19 protein-coding genes are annotated in these 15,848 nt (G+C 71.8%); 8 read left to right on the forward strand and 11 right to left on the reverse strand.

Features of this window, described 5'->3' with window-relative positions:
* Window positions 1-6: 6 nt before the first annotated feature.
* Window positions 7-1,059, reverse strand: coding sequence for an aspartate-semialdehyde dehydrogenase (locus F1721_RS06345; protein WP_150065629.1), 1,053 nt, complete (start codon window positions 1,057-1,059; stop codon window positions 7-9).
* Window positions 1,059-2,324 (reverse strand): aspartate kinase, encoded by a 1,266-nt coding sequence (locus F1721_RS06350; protein ID WP_150065630.1) that lies wholly within the window; start codon window positions 2,322-2,324, stop codon window positions 1,059-1,061. Before F1721_RS06350 ends, F1721_RS06345 begins: the two co-directional genes overlap by 1 nt.
* Window positions 2,325-2,698: 374 nt before the next feature.
* Between F1721_RS06350 and F1721_RS06355 the strand changes: the two genes are divergently transcribed.
* Both F1721_RS06355 and F1721_RS06360 read left to right on the forward strand, forming a co-directional pair.
* The gene (locus F1721_RS06355; RefSeq protein WP_246154353.1) at window positions 2,699-3,838 is read left to right on the forward strand and encodes a glycosyltransferase family 39 protein; all 1,140 of its coding nucleotides are present in this window, start codon (window positions 2,699-2,701) and stop codon (window positions 3,836-3,838) included.
* Window positions 3,839-3,896: 58 nt separating this feature from the next.
* A complete protein-coding gene (locus F1721_RS06360) occupies window positions 3,897-4,520 on the forward strand; it encodes a nitroreductase family protein (RefSeq protein WP_150065631.1) in 624 nt (207 codons plus the stop codon).
* A gap of 93 nt (window positions 4,521-4,613) precedes the next feature.
* On the opposite strand, the gene F1721_RS06365 is transcribed toward F1721_RS06360, so the two are convergent.
* Both F1721_RS06365 and F1721_RS06370 read right to left on the reverse strand, forming a co-directional pair.
* Window positions 4,614-4,853 carry a DUF3817 domain-containing protein gene (locus F1721_RS06365; protein WP_150065632.1) on the reverse strand — a complete coding sequence of 80 codons (240 nt, stop codon included), beginning with the start codon at window positions 4,851-4,853 and terminating at the stop codon, window positions 4,614-4,616.
* Window positions 4,854-5,294, reverse strand: coding sequence for a hypothetical protein (locus F1721_RS06370; protein WP_150065633.1), 441 nt, complete (start codon window positions 5,292-5,294; stop codon window positions 4,854-4,856).
* Between the two features lie 75 nt (window positions 5,295-5,369).
* Here F1721_RS06370 and F1721_RS06375 point away from each other — a divergent pair, with 75 nt between their 5' ends.
* Window positions 5,370-5,699 (forward strand): helix-turn-helix transcriptional regulator, encoded by a 330-nt coding sequence (locus F1721_RS06375; protein WP_150065634.1) that lies wholly within the window; start codon window positions 5,370-5,372, stop codon window positions 5,697-5,699.
* Window positions 5,696-6,331, forward strand: a complete 636-nt coding sequence (locus tag F1721_RS06380) for a permease prefix domain 1-containing protein (RefSeq protein ID WP_150065635.1) — start codon at window positions 5,696-5,698, stop codon at window positions 6,329-6,331. The genes F1721_RS06375 and F1721_RS06380 overlap by 4 nt, the downstream gene beginning before the upstream one ends.
* 48 nt (window positions 6,332-6,379) lie before the next feature.
* On the opposite strand, the gene F1721_RS06385 is transcribed toward F1721_RS06380, so the two are convergent.
* Complete coding sequence (locus tag F1721_RS06385) at window positions 6,380-7,330, reverse strand: helix-turn-helix transcriptional regulator (RefSeq protein ID WP_150065636.1); 951 nt, start codon at window positions 7,328-7,330, stop codon at window positions 6,380-6,382.
* Window positions 7,331-7,392: 62 nt separating this feature from the next.
* On the opposite strand from F1721_RS06385, the gene F1721_RS06390 reads away from it, so the two are divergent.
* Both F1721_RS06390 and F1721_RS06395 read left to right on the forward strand, forming a co-directional pair.
* Window positions 7,393-7,944, forward strand: a complete 552-nt coding sequence (locus tag F1721_RS06390; RefSeq protein ID WP_150065637.1) for a DinB family protein — start codon at window positions 7,393-7,395, stop codon at window positions 7,942-7,944.
* 50 nt (window positions 7,945-7,994) lie between these two features.
* Window positions 7,995-9,086 carry a winged helix DNA-binding domain-containing protein gene (locus tag F1721_RS06395; RefSeq protein ID WP_150065638.1) on the forward strand — a complete coding sequence of 364 codons (1,092 nt, stop codon included), beginning with the start codon at window positions 7,995-7,997 and terminating at the stop codon, window positions 9,084-9,086.
* A 166-nt stretch (window positions 9,087-9,252) separates the two neighbouring features.
* On the opposite strand, the gene F1721_RS06400 is transcribed toward F1721_RS06395, so the two are convergent.
* From F1721_RS06400 to F1721_RS06415, 4 genes are read right to left on the reverse strand one after another with little or no spacing between them, the layout of a single operon-like run.
* A complete protein-coding gene (locus F1721_RS06400; RefSeq protein WP_246154355.1) occupies window positions 9,253-9,642 on the reverse strand; it encodes a DUF3224 domain-containing protein in 390 nt (129 codons plus the stop codon).
* 13 nt (window positions 9,643-9,655) lie between these two features.
* Window positions 9,656-10,507, reverse strand: a complete 852-nt coding sequence (locus F1721_RS06405; RefSeq protein WP_150065639.1) for a Vgb family protein — start codon at window positions 10,505-10,507, stop codon at window positions 9,656-9,658.
* Window positions 10,504-11,145 (reverse strand): CatB-related O-acetyltransferase, encoded by a 642-nt coding sequence (locus tag F1721_RS06410; RefSeq protein WP_150065640.1) that lies wholly within the window; start codon window positions 11,143-11,145, stop codon window positions 10,504-10,506. The genes F1721_RS06405 and F1721_RS06410 overlap by 4 nt, the downstream gene beginning before the upstream one ends.
* Entirely contained in the window at window positions 11,142-11,510 is a 369-nt protein-coding gene (locus F1721_RS06415; protein WP_150065641.1) for a nuclear transport factor 2 family protein, read from the reverse strand. Before F1721_RS06415 ends, F1721_RS06410 begins: the two co-directional genes overlap by 4 nt.
* Before the next feature lie 85 nt (window positions 11,511-11,595).
* Here F1721_RS06415 and F1721_RS06420 point away from each other — a divergent pair, with 85 nt between their 5' ends.
* A complete protein-coding gene (locus F1721_RS06420) occupies window positions 11,596-14,256 on the forward strand; it encodes a helix-turn-helix transcriptional regulator (protein WP_246154356.1) in 2,661 nt (886 codons plus the stop codon).
* Window positions 14,257-14,336: 80 nt separating this feature from the next.
* On the opposite strand, the gene F1721_RS35280 is transcribed toward F1721_RS06420, so the two are convergent.
* Both F1721_RS35280 and F1721_RS35285 read right to left on the reverse strand, forming a co-directional pair.
* A complete protein-coding gene (locus F1721_RS35280) occupies window positions 14,337-14,648 on the reverse strand; it encodes an FAD-dependent monooxygenase (RefSeq protein ID WP_281288741.1) in 312 nt (103 codons plus the stop codon).
* Complete coding sequence (locus F1721_RS35285) at window positions 14,645-15,244, reverse strand: FAD-dependent monooxygenase (protein ID WP_281288742.1); 600 nt, start codon at window positions 15,242-15,244, stop codon at window positions 14,645-14,647. Before F1721_RS35285 ends, F1721_RS35280 begins: the two co-directional genes overlap by 4 nt.
* Window positions 15,245-15,333: 89 nt before the next feature.
* Here F1721_RS35285 and F1721_RS06430 point away from each other — a divergent pair, with 89 nt between their 5' ends.
* Window positions 15,334-15,810 (forward strand): PadR family transcriptional regulator, encoded by a 477-nt coding sequence (locus F1721_RS06430; protein ID WP_246154358.1) that lies wholly within the window; start codon window positions 15,334-15,336, stop codon window positions 15,808-15,810.
* The last annotated feature ends 38 nt before the right edge of the window (window positions 15,811-15,848 follow it).

Here is a 15,848-nt window from a genome sequence, read left to right on the forward strand (position 1 = left end):
GGGGGCTTACTTCGCGAGGGTTTCGGCGATCTCGTAGGTGTTGAGCGCCGCGCCCTTGCGGAGGTTGTCACCGCAGACGAAGAAGTCCAGCGTGTTCGGGAAGTCCAGCGCCTGGCGGACGCGGCCCACGTACGTCGGGTCCTCGCCGACCACCCCGGCCGGGGTCGGGAACACGCCGTTGTCGTGGTCGTCCTGCAGGACGATGGTCGGCTGGGCCTCGAACAGCCGGTGCGCCTGCTCGACGGTCACCTCGCGCTCGAAGGTGGCGTGCACCGCCAGCGAGTGCGTGGTCACCACCGGCACCCGGACGCAGGTCGCGGAGACCTTCAGGTCCGGGATGCCCAGGATCTTGCGGGACTCGTTGCGGACCTTCAGCTCCTCGGAGGTCCAGCCGTCGTCCTTGCGCGAACCCGCCCACGGCACCACGTTCAGCGCCAGCGGGGCCTTGAACGGCGTCTCGGCGGGCAGCCCGGCCGCGGCCAGCGCCTCGGCGACGTCACCGGCGCGCGCCCCGACGCCCTTGCCCGCCACCGCGGCGATCTCCGCCTGCAGCCGGTCGATGCCTTCCTGACCAGCACCGGAAGCGGCCTGGTAGGAGGAGACGACCAGCTCGCGCAGGCCGAACTCGCGGTGCAGCGCGCCCAGCGCCGCCATCATCGACAGCGTGGTGCAGTTCGGGTTGGCGATGATGCCCCTCGGCCGCTCGTGCACCTTCTCCGCGTTGACCTCGGGCACCACCAGCGGCACGTCCGGGTCCATCCGGAACGCGCCGGAGTTGTCCACCGCGATCGCGCCGCGCTCGGCGGCCACCGGGGCCCACTGCGCGGAGACCTCGTCCGGCACGTCGAACAGCGCGATGTCCACGCCGTCGAACGCCTCCGGCGCGAGCTCCACGACGGTGCGCTCCTCGCCGCGCACGGTGATCTTCTTGCCCGCGGAGCGGGCCGAGGCGATCAGCCGGATCTCGCCCCACGGCACGGATTCGCGGTTGTTGATGATGTCGATCATCACGGTGCCGACCGCGCCGGTCGCACCCACGATTGCCAGCGTCGGCGCCATCAGCGACCACTCCCCGCGTACACAACGGCTTCCTCGTCGCCACCGAGCTCGAACGCGTCGTGCAGCGCGCGCACCGCGTCGTCGAGCTGGGTGTCGCGGATCAGCACCGAGATCCGGATCTCCGAGGTGTTGATGATGTCGATGTTCACCCCGGCGTTGGACAGCGCCTCGCAGAAGGTCGCGGTGACGCCCGGGTGCGAGCGCATCCCGGCGCCGACCAGCGAGACCTTGCCCACCTGGTCGTCGTAGACGACCTGGTCGAAGCCGACCTCGTCCTTGATCTTCTCCAGCTCGGCGACGGCCACCGCGCCGTTGCTGCGGGCCACCGTGAAGGTGATGTCGGTGAGCCCCGAGGCGGTGCTGGAGACGTTCTGCAGCACCATGTCGATGTCGATCTCGGCGTCGGCGACCACGCGGAAGATCCGACCCGCGACGCCGGGGTTGTCGGGCACACCGCGCACGGTGACCTTCGCCTCCGACCGGTCGTGCGAGACGCCGGTGATCATGGCCTGTTCCACGGAAAGATCCTCCACTGAGCCGGACACGGTCGTACCGGGCTTGGGCGAGTAGGACGAGCGGACGTGCAGCGGCACGCCGTAGCGGCGGGCGTACTCCACCGCGCGCAGGTGCAGCACCTTCGCGCCGGTGGCCGCCATCTCCAGCATTTCCTCGTAGGTGATGCGCTCCAGGTGCTTGGCGTCGGACACGATGCGCGGATCTGCGGTGTAGACGCCGTCGACGTCGGTGTAGATCTCGCACACGTCGGCGTTCATGGCCGCCGCCACCGCGACCGCGGTGGTGTCCGAGCCGCCGCGGCCGAGCGTGGTGATGTCCTTGGTGTCCTGGGAGACGCCCTGGAAACCGGCGACCAGCACGACCTGGCCCTGGTCCAGCGCCTCCTGCACGCGACCCGGGGTGACGTCGATGATCCGGGCGTTCTGGTGCGCCGAGGTGGTGATCACCCCGGCCTGCGACCCGGAGAACGAGCGGGCCTCCGCGCCGAGCGACTCGATGGCCATCGCGACCAGCGCGTTGGAGATCCGCTCCCCGGCGGTCAGCAGCATGTCGAGTTCGCGCTCCGGCGGGGCCGGGTTGACCTGTTTGGCGAGGTCGAGCAGCTCGTCAGTGGTGTCTCCCATCGCCGAGCACACGACCACGACGTCGTTGCCCGCCTTGCGGGTCTCGACGATGCGTTCGGCGACCCGTTTGATGCGATCGGCACTCTCGAGCGAGGAACCGCCGTACTTCTGGACGACGAGCGCCACGTGAAACAAACCTCCTCGACCGCTGCGGTCGTCCCGGGCACGGGTTGTCCCCGCACTGACACCGGGCGACGAAGAGCGCCAACGCACCGCGGGCGCGTCGGATCGCCCCAGCGACCGAGCAGTCGGCAGCGTCGGCCGTACCGGCCGAAACGGCCTTCTACCAGGTCGCTCCGCTGCCGGATTAGCCTACCGAACCGATACCGCCCGGCCCCAGCCCCGGCCGCCGCCACTACGCTGTGAAGCTCGATTGTCGACAAGCGCGGAGGACTGGGTTGCCCACCACTCCAGGTGCGATCGAGCCACCCCTGGGAAGTTTCGGAAACAGCCCCGCTACGCAGCGGAAACACTCCGAGGCCACACCTCTGGAACGGCTGTTGGACGGATCACCCCGGCGGCGTCGGCTGATCGTCGCCGCCGCGCCAGCTGTGGTTTACCTCGCAATCCGCCTGGTCGGCCTGCTGGTGCTGGCGTGGCTGTCGGCGGCCAACGACGAGGCGCTCCTGGACAACCTGACCGCCTGGGACGGGCAGTGGTACCTCGAGATCGCCGAGCACGGATACGGCGGCGTGAACCCGAGCATGGTGGACGGGTTCGGCAACCGGTACCCCGAGACGCCGCTGGCGTTCTTCCCCGGCTACCCGTTCCTGATCGTGGCGTTCTCGCTGATCCCGGGGGTCAGCGCCACCGGTGGGGCGATCACCGCGAGCCTGGCCTGCGGGGTGGCCGCGGCCTACGGGCTGGCGCGGCTGGGGCGTCGGATCGGCGGTTCCGAGGGCGTCGGGCTGCTGCTGGTGGTGCTGTTCGCGGCGGCGCCCATGTCGGTGGTGCTGTCGATGGCGTACTCCGAGGCGCTGTTCTGCGCGCTGGCGATCTGGGCGCTGATCGGGGTCGTCGAGCGGAACTGGCTGCTGGCCGGGCTGTGCTGCGCCGCTTCCGGGCTGGTGCGGCCGACCGCCGCGGCGCTGATCGGCGTGGTCGGGCTGGCCGCCCTGGTCGCCGTCGTGCAGCGCAAGGACACCTGGCGGCCGTGGCTGGCGGTGCTGCTCGCGCCGAGCGGGATGCTGCTCTACATCGGCTGGGTGGGGATCCAGACCGGCAGCCTCACCGGGTACTTCGCGCTCCAGCAGCGCGGGTGGTCGTCGCACTTCGACGGCGGCTTCGCCACCGGCAAGTTCGTCCTGGAGTCGCTGACCACGGAGAAGTCGGTCTTCGAGACGTTCACGACGTGGATCGTGCTGGCCGCGCTGGTGCTGATGGTGCTGTGCCTGCGGCAGCGGATGCCGTGGCCGCTGCTGCTCTTCGCCGCCGCGGTGCTGGTGCTGGACCTGGGTTCGGACGGCTTGATGTACTCGAAGGTGCGCCTGATGCTGCCCGCGTTCCCGCTGCTCATCCCGGTTGTGATCGGGCTGGCGCGGCGCCGGACGACCACGGCGGCGACGACTGCGGTGCTGCTGGTGTTCTTCGGCTCGTGGTTCGGCGCCTACTCGCTGACGGCCTGGCAGTACGCGATCTGAGTGGACAGCGGCCGGTGCGGTCGACAGACTCGCGGGGCGACGACCAGGGAGGTGTCCCGTGACCGCTGAGGACTACACGGTCGAGGTTCCGGCGAGCAAGCCCGCGCAGACGTCCGTTCCGGTGCACCCGCTGCTGGCCGAGCGTTGGAGCCCGCGCGCGCTGGACCCGGCGACGGTGCTGAGCGACGAGCAGTTCACCGCGCTGTTCGAGGCGGCCCGGTGGGCGCCGTCGTGGGGCAACACCCAGCCCGCGCGCTACCTCGCGGCCCGCCGCGGCGAGCCGACCTTCGACCGCATCCACGGCACGCTGTCGCGCGGGAACAAGGGCTGGACCAGCAACGCCGCCGCGCTGGCGATAGGCGTGGCCCGGGTGGTCGACGAGGACGGCGAACCGATGCCCTACGGCGAGTACGGCTTGGCGCTGGCCACGGAGAACCTGGTGCTGCAGGCCGTCGCCGAGGGGCTCTACGGGCACCAGATGGCCGGGTTCGACCGCGACGCGGCGCGCGCCGAGTTCGGCATCCCGGCCGAGTTCGAGCCGATCGTGGCGGTCGCGATCGGCGGCCTGGGCAGCTTGGCGGGCATGCCCGAGCGGCTGCAGGAGAAGGAGCTCCGCCCCCGCACCCGCAAGCCCCTCGCCGAGCTGGTCTTCACCGACACCTGGGGCCAGCCGCGGTTCTGACCCCCCCTTTCCGCAGGTGGTTGCACGTGAGCGTTGTGCGGGGCGGTAGCACCGCACAACACTCACGAGACCTGACCAGCGCAGACCCGAGCTCTAGCGGTCTCGCAGGCGACGCAGGGCGAGCAGGCCGCCGATGCCGGGGATCAGGGCGAGCCAGCGGGCTGCGGGTGGTGCCGGGACCAGGAACGTGGCCGCGATGACGACCAGGTAAGCCGTGCCGTGGAGCGGGCCCAGCAGGGACGACACCTCGCTCACGTGCACCGTGAACAGGTTGAGCAGCAGGAGCGCGAGGGACGCGGCCTCGGCTGCGGCGGAGATCCGGAGGGTGCGCACTCAGGCTCCCGTGGTCGAGCCGGGGCGGACGATCATCAGGACCACGACCACGGCCCAGAGGACGTTGAAGATCCCGGTGGTCATGGCAAGTCGGCTCACCGTGCCGAGCATCTCGCGCGGCTCGTCGAGCAGGCGTCGTTGCGCGGGCAGGATCACCAGGGCGAGGACGCCAGCCGCGATCGCGGTGAGCGCGATCGACACGAGCAGCCAGGCGTCGGTCAGCACCCCGAGCTGCGCCCCGGTGGCGATCCCGAAGACCGGGACCGCGATCCCGAACACGGCATAGCCGCGGCAGATCCGGTGCAGCACCCGCGCGATCGCGGCGGAGCGCTCGTCGTCGGCCTGCTTCGCGAAGCGGGGGAACATCGAGGCGGCGACGGCGATCGGCCCGACCGCCAGGATCGCCGCGATCACGTGTATCGACAGCAGCAGCTTGGTCACGGTGGCCCCTCTCGGATCAATATGTTGCCAGACAACATATACGCAGCCAACGGTCGATGTGTAGGCTGTCGACCCATGAGGGCTGATGCGGTGCGAGGGCACCTGGACGGGCTGCTGCTCGCGGTGCTCGAATCCGGCCCGCTGCACGGCTACGCGATCATCACCGCTGTGCAGCGCCGCAGCGGCGGTGCGCTGGCGCTGCGCACGGGCACGATCTACCCGGCGCTGAACCGGCTGGAGCGGCTCGGATTCCTGCGCAGCACCTGGCAGTCCGTCGGCGAGCGGCGGCGGCGCTGCTACGAGCTCACCGACTCCGGACGCCGCGGCCTGGACACCGAGCGGAGCGCGTGGGACGAGTTCACCAGCGCGATCGGCTCGGTGCTCAATCCCGGGCGCGCCGTATGAGCGATCCCGTCGAGCATTACGTCGCAGACCTGGCACGGGCGCTGCGGGGGCCGACGCGGGCCAAGTCCCGGATGGTCGATGAGATCCGCGACGGGCTAGCGGAGACCATCGCCGCACACGCCGCCCACGGCGCGCCGCACGACGAGGCCGTCGAGCGAGCGCTGCGCGAGTTCGGCACCGTGGACGAACTCGTGCCGAGCTGCCAGCAGGAGCTGACCATCGCCCAGACCCGGCACACCGCGGCCAAGCTCGTCGCCGTCGTCGGGTTCCTGATCATCTGCGGCCACTTCGCCTGGACGACCGAGCGCCTGCCGACGACGGCGCAGCTCATGCTCGGCGTCGCGACGACGGCGGCAGCGCTCGCCGGAGCGGCGCTCGCCGCCACCGGGGTCCTCACCCGCTGGATGCCGATGCCGCAGAACCTCCCGCTCCTGGTCGGCTGGGCGAGCAGCACGGCCAGCGTCGCGATGCCCTTCGCCGCTCTCGCGCTGGCGACGACGGCACCCGTGGACACCGCCTGGCCGCTGATCCCGCTCTCCGCAGTGGTCGCTGTGGGATCGCACGTGGTCCTGGCGGCATCGGCCCGCACCTGCCGGGAATGCGCCCGCCTCCCCGCCGAGGGACCCGGCTGAGCACTCGGTTTTCGGGGTGAGCACGGCGATTTCGCGCGAAATCGCCAATCAGGCCGGGCCGGGGCTCGCGGCCTTGGCGCAGCGGCGGGCCAGGTCGGCGAAGGCGTCCTTCAGCTCCGGTGGGCCGATGACCTCGATGTCCGCGTCGAACCGGGTGATGGTGGCCGCCAGTCCGGGCCAGGACCACGAGCCGAGGATGAGGCGGCAGCGGTTCGGGCCGAGTTCCTCGACCACGCCGTCCCCGGCGAAGCGGGAGACCGCGGCCGCCGGGAGGTCGAGGATCACTTCGCCGCGGCAGGGCCAGGTTCCGGTGCCGTCGGCGCCTTTGAACCGGTTGAGGACGAAGGCCGCGACGTCTCCGCCGGGCACTTCTCGCGGCGTGAAGCGGGGGCCGGTCGGGATCCGCGGGGTGATCCGGTCCGCGCGGAAGGTGCGCCAGTCGTCGCGGTCGAGGTCCCAGGCGACGAGGTACCAGCGCCTGGCCCAGGTGACCAGGTGGTGCGGTTCCACCCGGCGCGGAGCTCCGGAGGCGTAGTCGAAGCGCAGGACCTCGCGGGCGCGGACGGCGGCACCGAGCGCGAGCAGGACGTTGCTGGCGACCTGCGGGGTCGAGCTGGGGACGGCGGTGACCTGGAGCGCGTCGATCCGGCTGCGCAGGCGCGCGGGCATGACCTGCCGGACGGTGTTCAGCGCGCGCACCGCCGATTCTTCGATGCCCGCCCCGGAGGTCGTGGCGATCTGGAGCGCGATGGCCAGGGCGATGGCCTGCTCGTCGTCGAACAGCAGCGGCGGGAGTTCCGCGCCGGGTTCGAGCCGGTACCTGCCATCGGGCCCCTTGCTGGCCGCGATGGGATAGCCGAGCTCGCGCAGGCGGTCGACGTCGCGCCGCACCGTGCGCGGGCTGACCTCCAGCCGCTCGGCCAGCAGCGCGCCCGGCCAGTCACGACGCGCTTGGAGCAGCGAGAGCAGTGCCAGCAGCCGCGCTGAGGTCTTCGGCATGTTCCCCATGCTGCCGGGAGAAGCGGACACATCCTGTCCTCTCCGCCTGACACGGTGCTCCCATGACCGACAACGCCGAGCGCACCGCTCTGATCAACGTGCTCGCCACCGTGCGATCCGCCCTGACCAACACCGTCCGCGGCCTCAGCGACGAACAGCTCGGCGAGCGGCCGACGGTGAGCGCGCTGTGCCTGGGCGGCCTGATCAAGCACGTCGCATCCGTCGAGGAGGCGTGGCTGCGCTTCGCCCTCGAAGGCCCGTCCGCGATGCGCTACGACCTGCCCGACGGCGTCACCTGGGCCGACCTCGCGTCCGGAACAGCGCGCGAGTTCCCGCAGTGGGCGATCGACCACCAGAACGAGTTCCGGATGCTGTCCGGCGACACGCTGGCCGGGATCCTCGCGCGCTACGAGCAGGTCGCCGCCCGCACCGGGGAGATCATCGCCGACATCGACCTGTCGACATCGCACCCGCTGCCGGAAGCGCCCTGGCACGAGCCCGGTTCGACGTGGAGCGTCCGCCGGGTGCTGATGCACGTCGTCGCCGAGACCGCCCAGCACGCCGGGCACGCCGACATCCTGCGCGAGACGATCGACGGCCAGAGGTCGTCCTGAGCAACGGACCTCAACGTGAAAATGCCTGATCTGGCGGGAGATTCCACCGCATGACCGTTCTGGACGTCCGGGCGCTCAACCGCGCCACGCTCGCCCGGCAGATGCTGCTAGACCGCTCCGACGCGTCGGCGCACGACGCCGTCGCGCACCTGTGCGGCCTGCAGGCGCAGGAACCGCAGGAGCCGTTCGTCGGGCTCTGGTCGCGGCTGCGCGCCTTCGAACCGGCGATGTTGTCCGATCTGCTGGTGCAACGGCGCGTGGTGCGGGTCCACCTGATGCGCCGCACCGTTCACCTGGTCACCGCCGAGGACGCGCTGGCCTGGCGCGGCCGTCACGACGCCATGCTGCGCCAACGGGTTCTCGGCGTTTACCGCGACGAGCTGGCCGGGATCGACCTGGAGGAGCTCGCCGCCGCGGGCCTCGCGGTCATGGCCGATGGCGAGCCGCGCTCGATGCCGGAGATCGCGCGGGAGCTCGCCGACCGCTGGCCGGGTGCGGGAGCGCGGGCGCTGGGCGAGATGCTGTTCGCCGCCCTCATCCCGGTGGTGCAGCTGCCGCCGCGAGGGCTGTGGCGGCAGAAGGGCGGAGTGCGCAACGCCCTGCTCTCGTCCTGGCTGGGGCGCGAGATCGACCCGCCGTCCGCGAACGGCGTCGATCCGGTCGGCGAAGTCCTGGTCCGGCGGTATCTCGCCGCTTTCGGGCCTGCGACGTCGACCGACCTGCGCTCCTGGTGCGGCCTCGCCGGGCTGCCGAAGGCGGTGGCCGCGGTGCGGGACGAGCTCGTCTCCTTCCGCGATGAGCGGGGCCGCGAACTGCTGGACCTCCCCGACGCGCCGAGGCCCGACCCCGGCACGCCCGCGCCGGTGCGGTTCCTGCCCGCGTTCGACAACGCGATCCTCGGCTACCACGACCGGAGCCGGATCATCGACGACGGGCACCGCGGCCTGTCGGTCGCCGGTGCACGCGTGGTCCTGGTCGACGGTCGGGTCGCCGCGACCTGGACCGTCGACGACGGAACGGTGCAGGTCAGCCCGCTGCGCGCGCTTTCCCGGACCGATCGCGACGAAGTCGCCGAGCAGGGCCGGGAGCTCGCGGCCTTCCTCTCCGACGGGGAGAGCGGCCGCGTCACCATCGCAGCGTGAGGGTCGTGAGCGCGAAACGGGGTTGGAACGCTGTTGCGCACTCACGACCCCACGGGACCAGCCGAGGAAGGCGAGGATCAGCCCGCAGCTCGCCGAACTCGCGGACGTCGAGATCTGCCGCCGCGCCTCCTGCACGGGCAGCAGCATGGCCGCTGACCAGGGACGACTAGGAGTCGAAGGTGTAGACGAGGGTCAGGACGCCGTGGGCGGCTTCGGTGGCGCGGCCGGAGAGCCCGGCGAGGCCCGCCGTGCCCGAGTGCGGGACCACGGTGCCGAACGTGGTCTGGTCGTCGCCGTCGGCCAGGCCGCCGTGCTGGATCACGAAGGTGCCCCGCCTGCCCTCCAGCGTCCCGGCGATGCGCTCGGAGGCGACGTAGCCCGCGCCCTCGGTCCCCTGCGCGGTGAGCACTTCGGCGACGCCGGTCCCTTCCAGCGCACCTCGGTAGGTCTTGCGGATCACGACCTTGGTCAGCTTCGGGCCTTCGCTCGGCTCCTCGTAGGGAACCTCGTCCCAGCTGTCGATCTCGAACTCCGCCTGGATCGTGGTGGTGTTCAACGCGATAACTCCTTCAGCGGGTGATGCGGGCGAGCGTGCCGTGCTCCAGAGCTGTCCACAGCGCTCCGTCGGGGCCGAGCGCGATGCCGTGCGGCTCGCTGCCGGGCGTGGGCAGGTCGTGGGTGGTGATCGCGCCTTCGGTGGTGATGGAGCCGACGCGGTTGCCGCCCCACTCGGTGAACCACAGCGCGTCGCCGACCGGGGTGATGGCGTGCGGGCGGGCGGCCCGGTCGGACAGCGGGAACTCCGCCACCTCGCCGTCGACCGTGATGCGCCCGATCTGACCTGCGGCGATCTCGACGAACCACAGCGCGCCGTCCGGGCCCGCAGTGATGCCGACCGGGGCGGCCGCCTCGGTGGGGAGCGGGTGGGTGGTGACCGCACCGCCCATGTCGATTCGGCCGATGGCGTTGGCCTGGTTCAGGGTGAACCACATGGCGTCGTCCGGCCCTGCGGTGATGGCGGACGGGAACGCGCCGACCGACGGGAATCCGGTCACCTCGCCGTCGGTGGTGATCCGGCCGATGCGATCGGTGGTGGTCTCGGTGAACCATAGCGCCCCGTCGGGACCAGCGGCGATGCCGTACGGCCCGCACTCCGGCAGCGGGAACTCGGTGATCTCACCAGCGGTGGTGATCCGGCCGATCCGGTGGCCCCCGTACTCGGTGAACCACAGCGCGCCGTCCGGGCCCGGCACGATGATCGTCGGGCCGGACTCGGGGTCCAGCTGGTGGCTGACCGGCTGCTCGCCGGGGACGAGCCGCCCGATCTGTCCACTCCGGACCAGCGTGTACCACAGCGCCCCGTCGGGGCCGGTGGTGATCGCGTACGGGCCCTTCCCGGGCACGGCGTGTTCCTGGATCATCGGATTCCTTCAGCGATGCGTGCGATTTCCGCCGGGGTCCCGGCCATGATGGTGCGGGCGTGCTCGGTGACCAGCTCGACGGGCCAGTCCCACCAGGCCGCGCTCAGCAGCAGGTCCACGTCGGCGTCGGCGAAGCGCCGCCGGATCGCTCGCGCCGGGTTGCCGCCGACGATCGCGTACGGCGGCACGTCCGAGGTGACCACCGCTCCCGCCGCGATGATGGCGCCGTCGCCGATCGTCACGCCGGGCATGACGGTGGCGCGGTAGCCGAACCAGACGTCGTTGCCGATCACCGTGTCGCCCCGGCTGGGCATGCCGGTGACGATGTCGAGCGTCCTCTCCGCCCACTCGCCGCCGAACATCGTGAACGGGTAGGTGGACACGCCCATCGTCGGGTGCTCGGCACCGGCCATCAGGAACCGGGTTTCCGCGGCGATCGCGCAGTACTTGCCGATGACCAGCCGTTCCGGCCCGTAGGTGTAGAGCACGTTGCGGTGCTCGAACCCGGTCGCCCCGTCCGGGTCGTCGTAGTAGGTGTAGTCGCCGACCACGATCTGCGGTGCGCTGATCAGCGGTTTCAGGAACACCACGCGCTCGTGGTCGGGCAGCGGGTGTCGGGTCATCGGATCGGGTGTCACCGTCGAGCTCCTGGTGGTGGGGTGTGGTCGAGGAAGCCGTAGACGCGGCGCAGGCGGCCGTGATCGGTGATCAGCACGGCGAGGCCGACGATCACCGGTGGGCCGTCCGCCGGTCCGAGCTCCCAGGTCAGGCGCGCCACGTCGTGGTGGCTGTCGACGCTCCCGGCCAGCCGGTACACCAGGCCGGGGAACTGCTGCTGGGCGGTGGCCACCACGTCGTCGACGGCCGCGCGGCCTTCGGCCGTCGCGATCGGGTCGACGTAACGCGCGTCCTCGGTCCACAGCTCGTCGATGAGCGCCCGGCGCTCGACCGGATCGCGCTCGTTCCAGGCGGCCAGGTACCTCCTGGCCAGTTCATCGGGCATGGCGCTCACGCTACGGTCGCCGACGAGCTGCGGAATCTGTCACAGCCAGGCAATCTGCTCCGATCGGCTTAAGTACTGTCACCAGGTGTTGCACGGACGAGGTGCCGAGATATCGGTCATCGACCGGTTGCTGGCGGACTGCCGGACCGGTCGCAGCGGAAGCCTGCTGATCACCGGGGAGCCCGGCATCGGCAAGACCGCGCTGTTGGAGCACGCGGCGACGGCCGAGGGGCTGCGGATCGTGCGCAGCACCGGGATCGAGTCCGAGGCACACCTGCCGTTCGCGGGCCTGCACCTGCTGCTGCGACCTGCCCTCGACCGGATCGACGCCCTCCCCGAGCCGCAGGCACGCGCCCTGCGCGGAGCTTTCGGGCTCACCCCGGCCGAGCCGGGCGATCGCATGCTCGTCGGCCTCGCGGTGCTCTCCCTGCTCGCCGAGTTCGCCGACGGCGGGCCCGTCCTGTGCCTGGTCGACGACGCGCAATGGCTGGACCGGGCGTCGTCCGAGGCGCTGCTGTTCGCCGCGCGGCGGCTCGACGCCGAGGGCATCGCGCTGATCATCGCGGCGCGGGACGGCTTCGCCGCGCCCGGGATCGACCAGCTGCCGCTCACCGGGATCGACGCGCCTGCCGCCGCCGAGCTGCTGGCCGAGCACGCCGCTCTCTCCCCCGCCGACCGGTACCGGGTGCTGGCCGAGGCGCGGGGCAATCCGCTCGCGCTGCTCGAACTTCCGGCCGCTCTCGCCGCGCACGAACCCGGCACCGGTGGTTCGCTGCCCATGCCCGCCACCGTCCAGGCGGCGTTCCTGGACCAGGTGCGGCAACTCCCCGAGGCCAGCCAGCACGTGCTGCTCGTCTCCGCGGCCGAGGACACCGGTGATCGCGGCGTGGTCCTGCGCGCGGCCGCCGCGCTCGGCTGCCGACCGGCGGATCTGGTGCCCGCGGAAGCGGCTGGGCTGATCCGGGTCGACAACCACACCGTGCGGTTCCGCCACCCCCTCGTGCGATCCGCCGTCTACCAGGCGTCGCCGGTCAGCCTCCGGCTCGTCGTGCACACCGCTCTCGCCGACGCCCTCGACCAGCCCGACGACGCCGACCGGCGCGCCTGGCACCGCGCCGTGGTGGCAACCGGACCCGACGAGCAGGTGGCCGCAGAGCTGGAGCGCACTGCTCAGCGAGCCGCAGCGCGCAGCGGTTACGCCGCCGCTTCGGCCGCCTACGAGCGCGCGGCGCAGCTGACGCCTCCCGGAGCCGACCACGCCCGCCGTCTCGTGCTGGCCGCCGAAGCGGCTGTCGAGGAGGGCGATGTCGACCGCATGGCCGAGCTCGCAACCACCGACGACCAGCCCCTGGCCGTCCGCGCCATCCGGGTCCGCGCCACCGCGGCCTTCCACCGCGGTTCGCTGCGCACGGCCCGCCAGCTGCTGACCGAGGCCGCCGCGCTCACCGACGACCTGCCGCTGGCCACGCACCTGCTGCTCGACGCGGTGCATGCCGCCTGGTACCTCGGGGAGCACGAGATCGCCGACGCCGCGGACCGGCTCGACGCCCTGCCGCTGCCGCCCGACGACCCGCTCACCCACGTCGCCCGGTTGCTCACCTGGGCTGTCCGATCCGCGATCGGACGGCCGTCCCCGGATCCCCTCGCAGCGCGGATCGCGGATGCCCGGCGAACCGGGTTCGGCGACACGATCCTGGTCGGCGCCACCAGCCTGCAGGCCACCGGCCAGGACGCCGAAGCCCACCGGGTGGCCCGCGAACTGCTCGCCCAGTGCCGCGACCAGGGCTGGATCGGCCGAACGCCACCGGTGCTGGTGTGCCTCGCCCGCGCGTCGACCTTCCGCAGCCGGCACACCGACGCCTGGAACGAGGCGACCCAGGCGTTGCAGATCGCGCAGGAACTCGGGCACCGGCAGTGGATCGGCGACACCAGCGGCGTGCTGGCCTACCTGGCCGCTGTGACAGGTGACGAGCAGCGCTGCCACGCCTTCGCCGACGACGCGCTCGCCGCACCGGAACCCGGCTCACCTGCGCCCGGCGCGTCCTGGGCGCAGTGGGCGCTGGCGCTGCTCGACCTCGGCAACGCCCGGTGGGATTCCGCCCTCGCCCGGTTGACCGCGCTGCACACCGGACCGGTTCGGCACCAGCTGCCCGGCCTGCGCAGCATCCCCGACTTGATCGAGGCAGCAGCACGGCTCGGCCGAACGACCGATGTCCACACACCGCTCGCGCAGCTCACCTCCTGGGCGTACCACGCCGAGCAGCCGTGGATCGACGCGCACGTCCACCGCTGCCGCGCGCTGCTCGCCCCCGACGAGGATGCGGCCGAGCTGTACCTCGCCGCGCTGCGGTGCCATCCCGACGACCGGCCGTTCGAGCGCGCCCGGACAGCCCTGCTGTACGGCGAATGGCTGCGCCGCGCGCGCCGGAAGTCCGATGCCAGGGCACAGCTTCGCGATGCGTTCGAGACGTTCCGCAGGCTCGACGCCGCGCCGTGGGCTGAGCGGGCCCGCACCGAACTCGATGCGACGGGCGAGGCCGTGCCGGAGCCCGCAGGCGGCGCGCTCGCCGCGCTGACCCCGCAGGAGCGGAAGATCATCCGGCTCGCGGCGCGCGGACTGTCCAACAAGGACATCGCCGCGCAGCTCTTCCTCAGCCCGCGCACCGTCGGTTACCACCTGTACAAGGCATTCCCGAAGCTCGGAGTCACCGCACGAACGGAACTCGCCGACCTCGCCGAGCTCTGAGCTCCGGAAGCGGGATCAGCCCTCCTCCGCTCGGGACCGGGCACTGCGCCGCCGTTCACCGCAGCATCGAGGCGGCCCGCTCAGTCCCACGTGATGCGGTGCCCGTACATCCAGTCCATCGCGTCCGGGTTCGGCTTTCGCAGCTTCAAGATCAGCGGCAGCACGTGCCGCATCACGGGCCCGAGCGTCTTGCCGTCGCCGTTGCGCTTCCCCTGCGCCACAACGCGTTCCACCCGCGCGCGGTGCAGCGACTCGTACGCGGTGAAGGCGGCGGGCACGCTGTCCGCGTCGCGCAGGCACTTCGCGAGGGTGACCGCGTCCTCGATCGCCATCGACGCGCCCTGGCCCGAGGCCGGTGAGGTGGCGTGCGCCGGGTCACCGACGATGATCATCCGCCCGCGGTGCCAGGTCGGCACCTTCGGGAAGTCGTAGGTGCTCCAGCCCGCGAAGATCTCGTCGGTCGCGGTGACGAGGTCGCGGGCGGGGCCGTCGTCCGCGTGAACAGGTCGAGCAGCTTGGCGCGCCACTGGTCCTCGCCGATGGCGGCCAGCTCCTTCGGCTGGCGCGGGTTGGCGAACCACCACACGTCGCCGTCGGGGTGGACGAGGTAGCAGTCGAAGCAGCCTCGGCCGAAGACCATGTGCATCTCGCCCGGCTCGGCGTCCAGGCGCAGGCCCTTCGCGAAGCCACCGGTGTTGAGCAGCGGCACGTACCTCGGTGCGGGGGCGTTCGGGTCGGTGATCGTGCGGACCGCGGAGCGCAGGCCGTCGGCGCCGATGAGCAGGTCGGCTCGCTCCGAGGTCCCGTCGGCGAATGTCGCCGTCACGCCGTCCCGCTCCGGTGTCGCGGAAACCAACCGCTTGCCGTACTCGATCGGGACGCCGCGGCGTACGGCCTCGTCCCGCAATACGCCGTAGAGCGCGGCGCGGGTGATGGTCAGCGTGCTGGTCCCGTCGGGCAGCGCTGCGCCGAAGCCGAACTCCGCCACGGGTCTCCGCCCGCCCATGGATATGGAGATCTTCGTGGTCGCGAACCCCTGGTCGCGCACGATCGAGTGCAGGTCGAGCGGCCGAGCCGATGCACCCGTACCGGATGCGCGAGGTGATCAAGGAGCGCGGCAAGGACCGGATCGCGAACGTCGCGCAGCGCAACAGCGTCTACCAGACGATCGACCGCCTGCTGCGCGCCGAGCTCATCGCCGTCCGGGAGACCGCCCGCGACGAGCGCAGGCCGGAGCGCACGGTGTACGAGATCACCGAAGCCGGTCGCGAAACCCTGCGCACCTGGACCGCCGAGATGCTCACGAGCCCGGCCCGCGAGTTCCCGGAGTTCCCCGCCGCACTCGCCACCGCCATGGTCCTGACCCCTGACGAAGTGGCGACCGGGCTGGCGAAGCGGGCGGCCGCCCTGAAGACCTCGCTGGCGGCCGACCGCGAATCCCTCCGCGCGGTGCCCGAACTACCGCGCCTGTTCCTCCTGGACGAGGAGCACTCGATCGCGGTCCGCGAAAGTGGATCGAGGGCGTGCTCTCCGCGCTGCGGTCCGGCGAGCTGACCTGGTCCGAGGAGCGGATCCGCGCGGTGGCCGAGAAG

Source organism: Saccharopolyspora hirsuta (assembly GCF_008630535.1).
Taxonomy (GTDB): Bacteria; Actinomycetota; Actinomycetes; order Mycobacteriales; family Pseudonocardiaceae; genus Saccharopolyspora; species Saccharopolyspora hirsuta.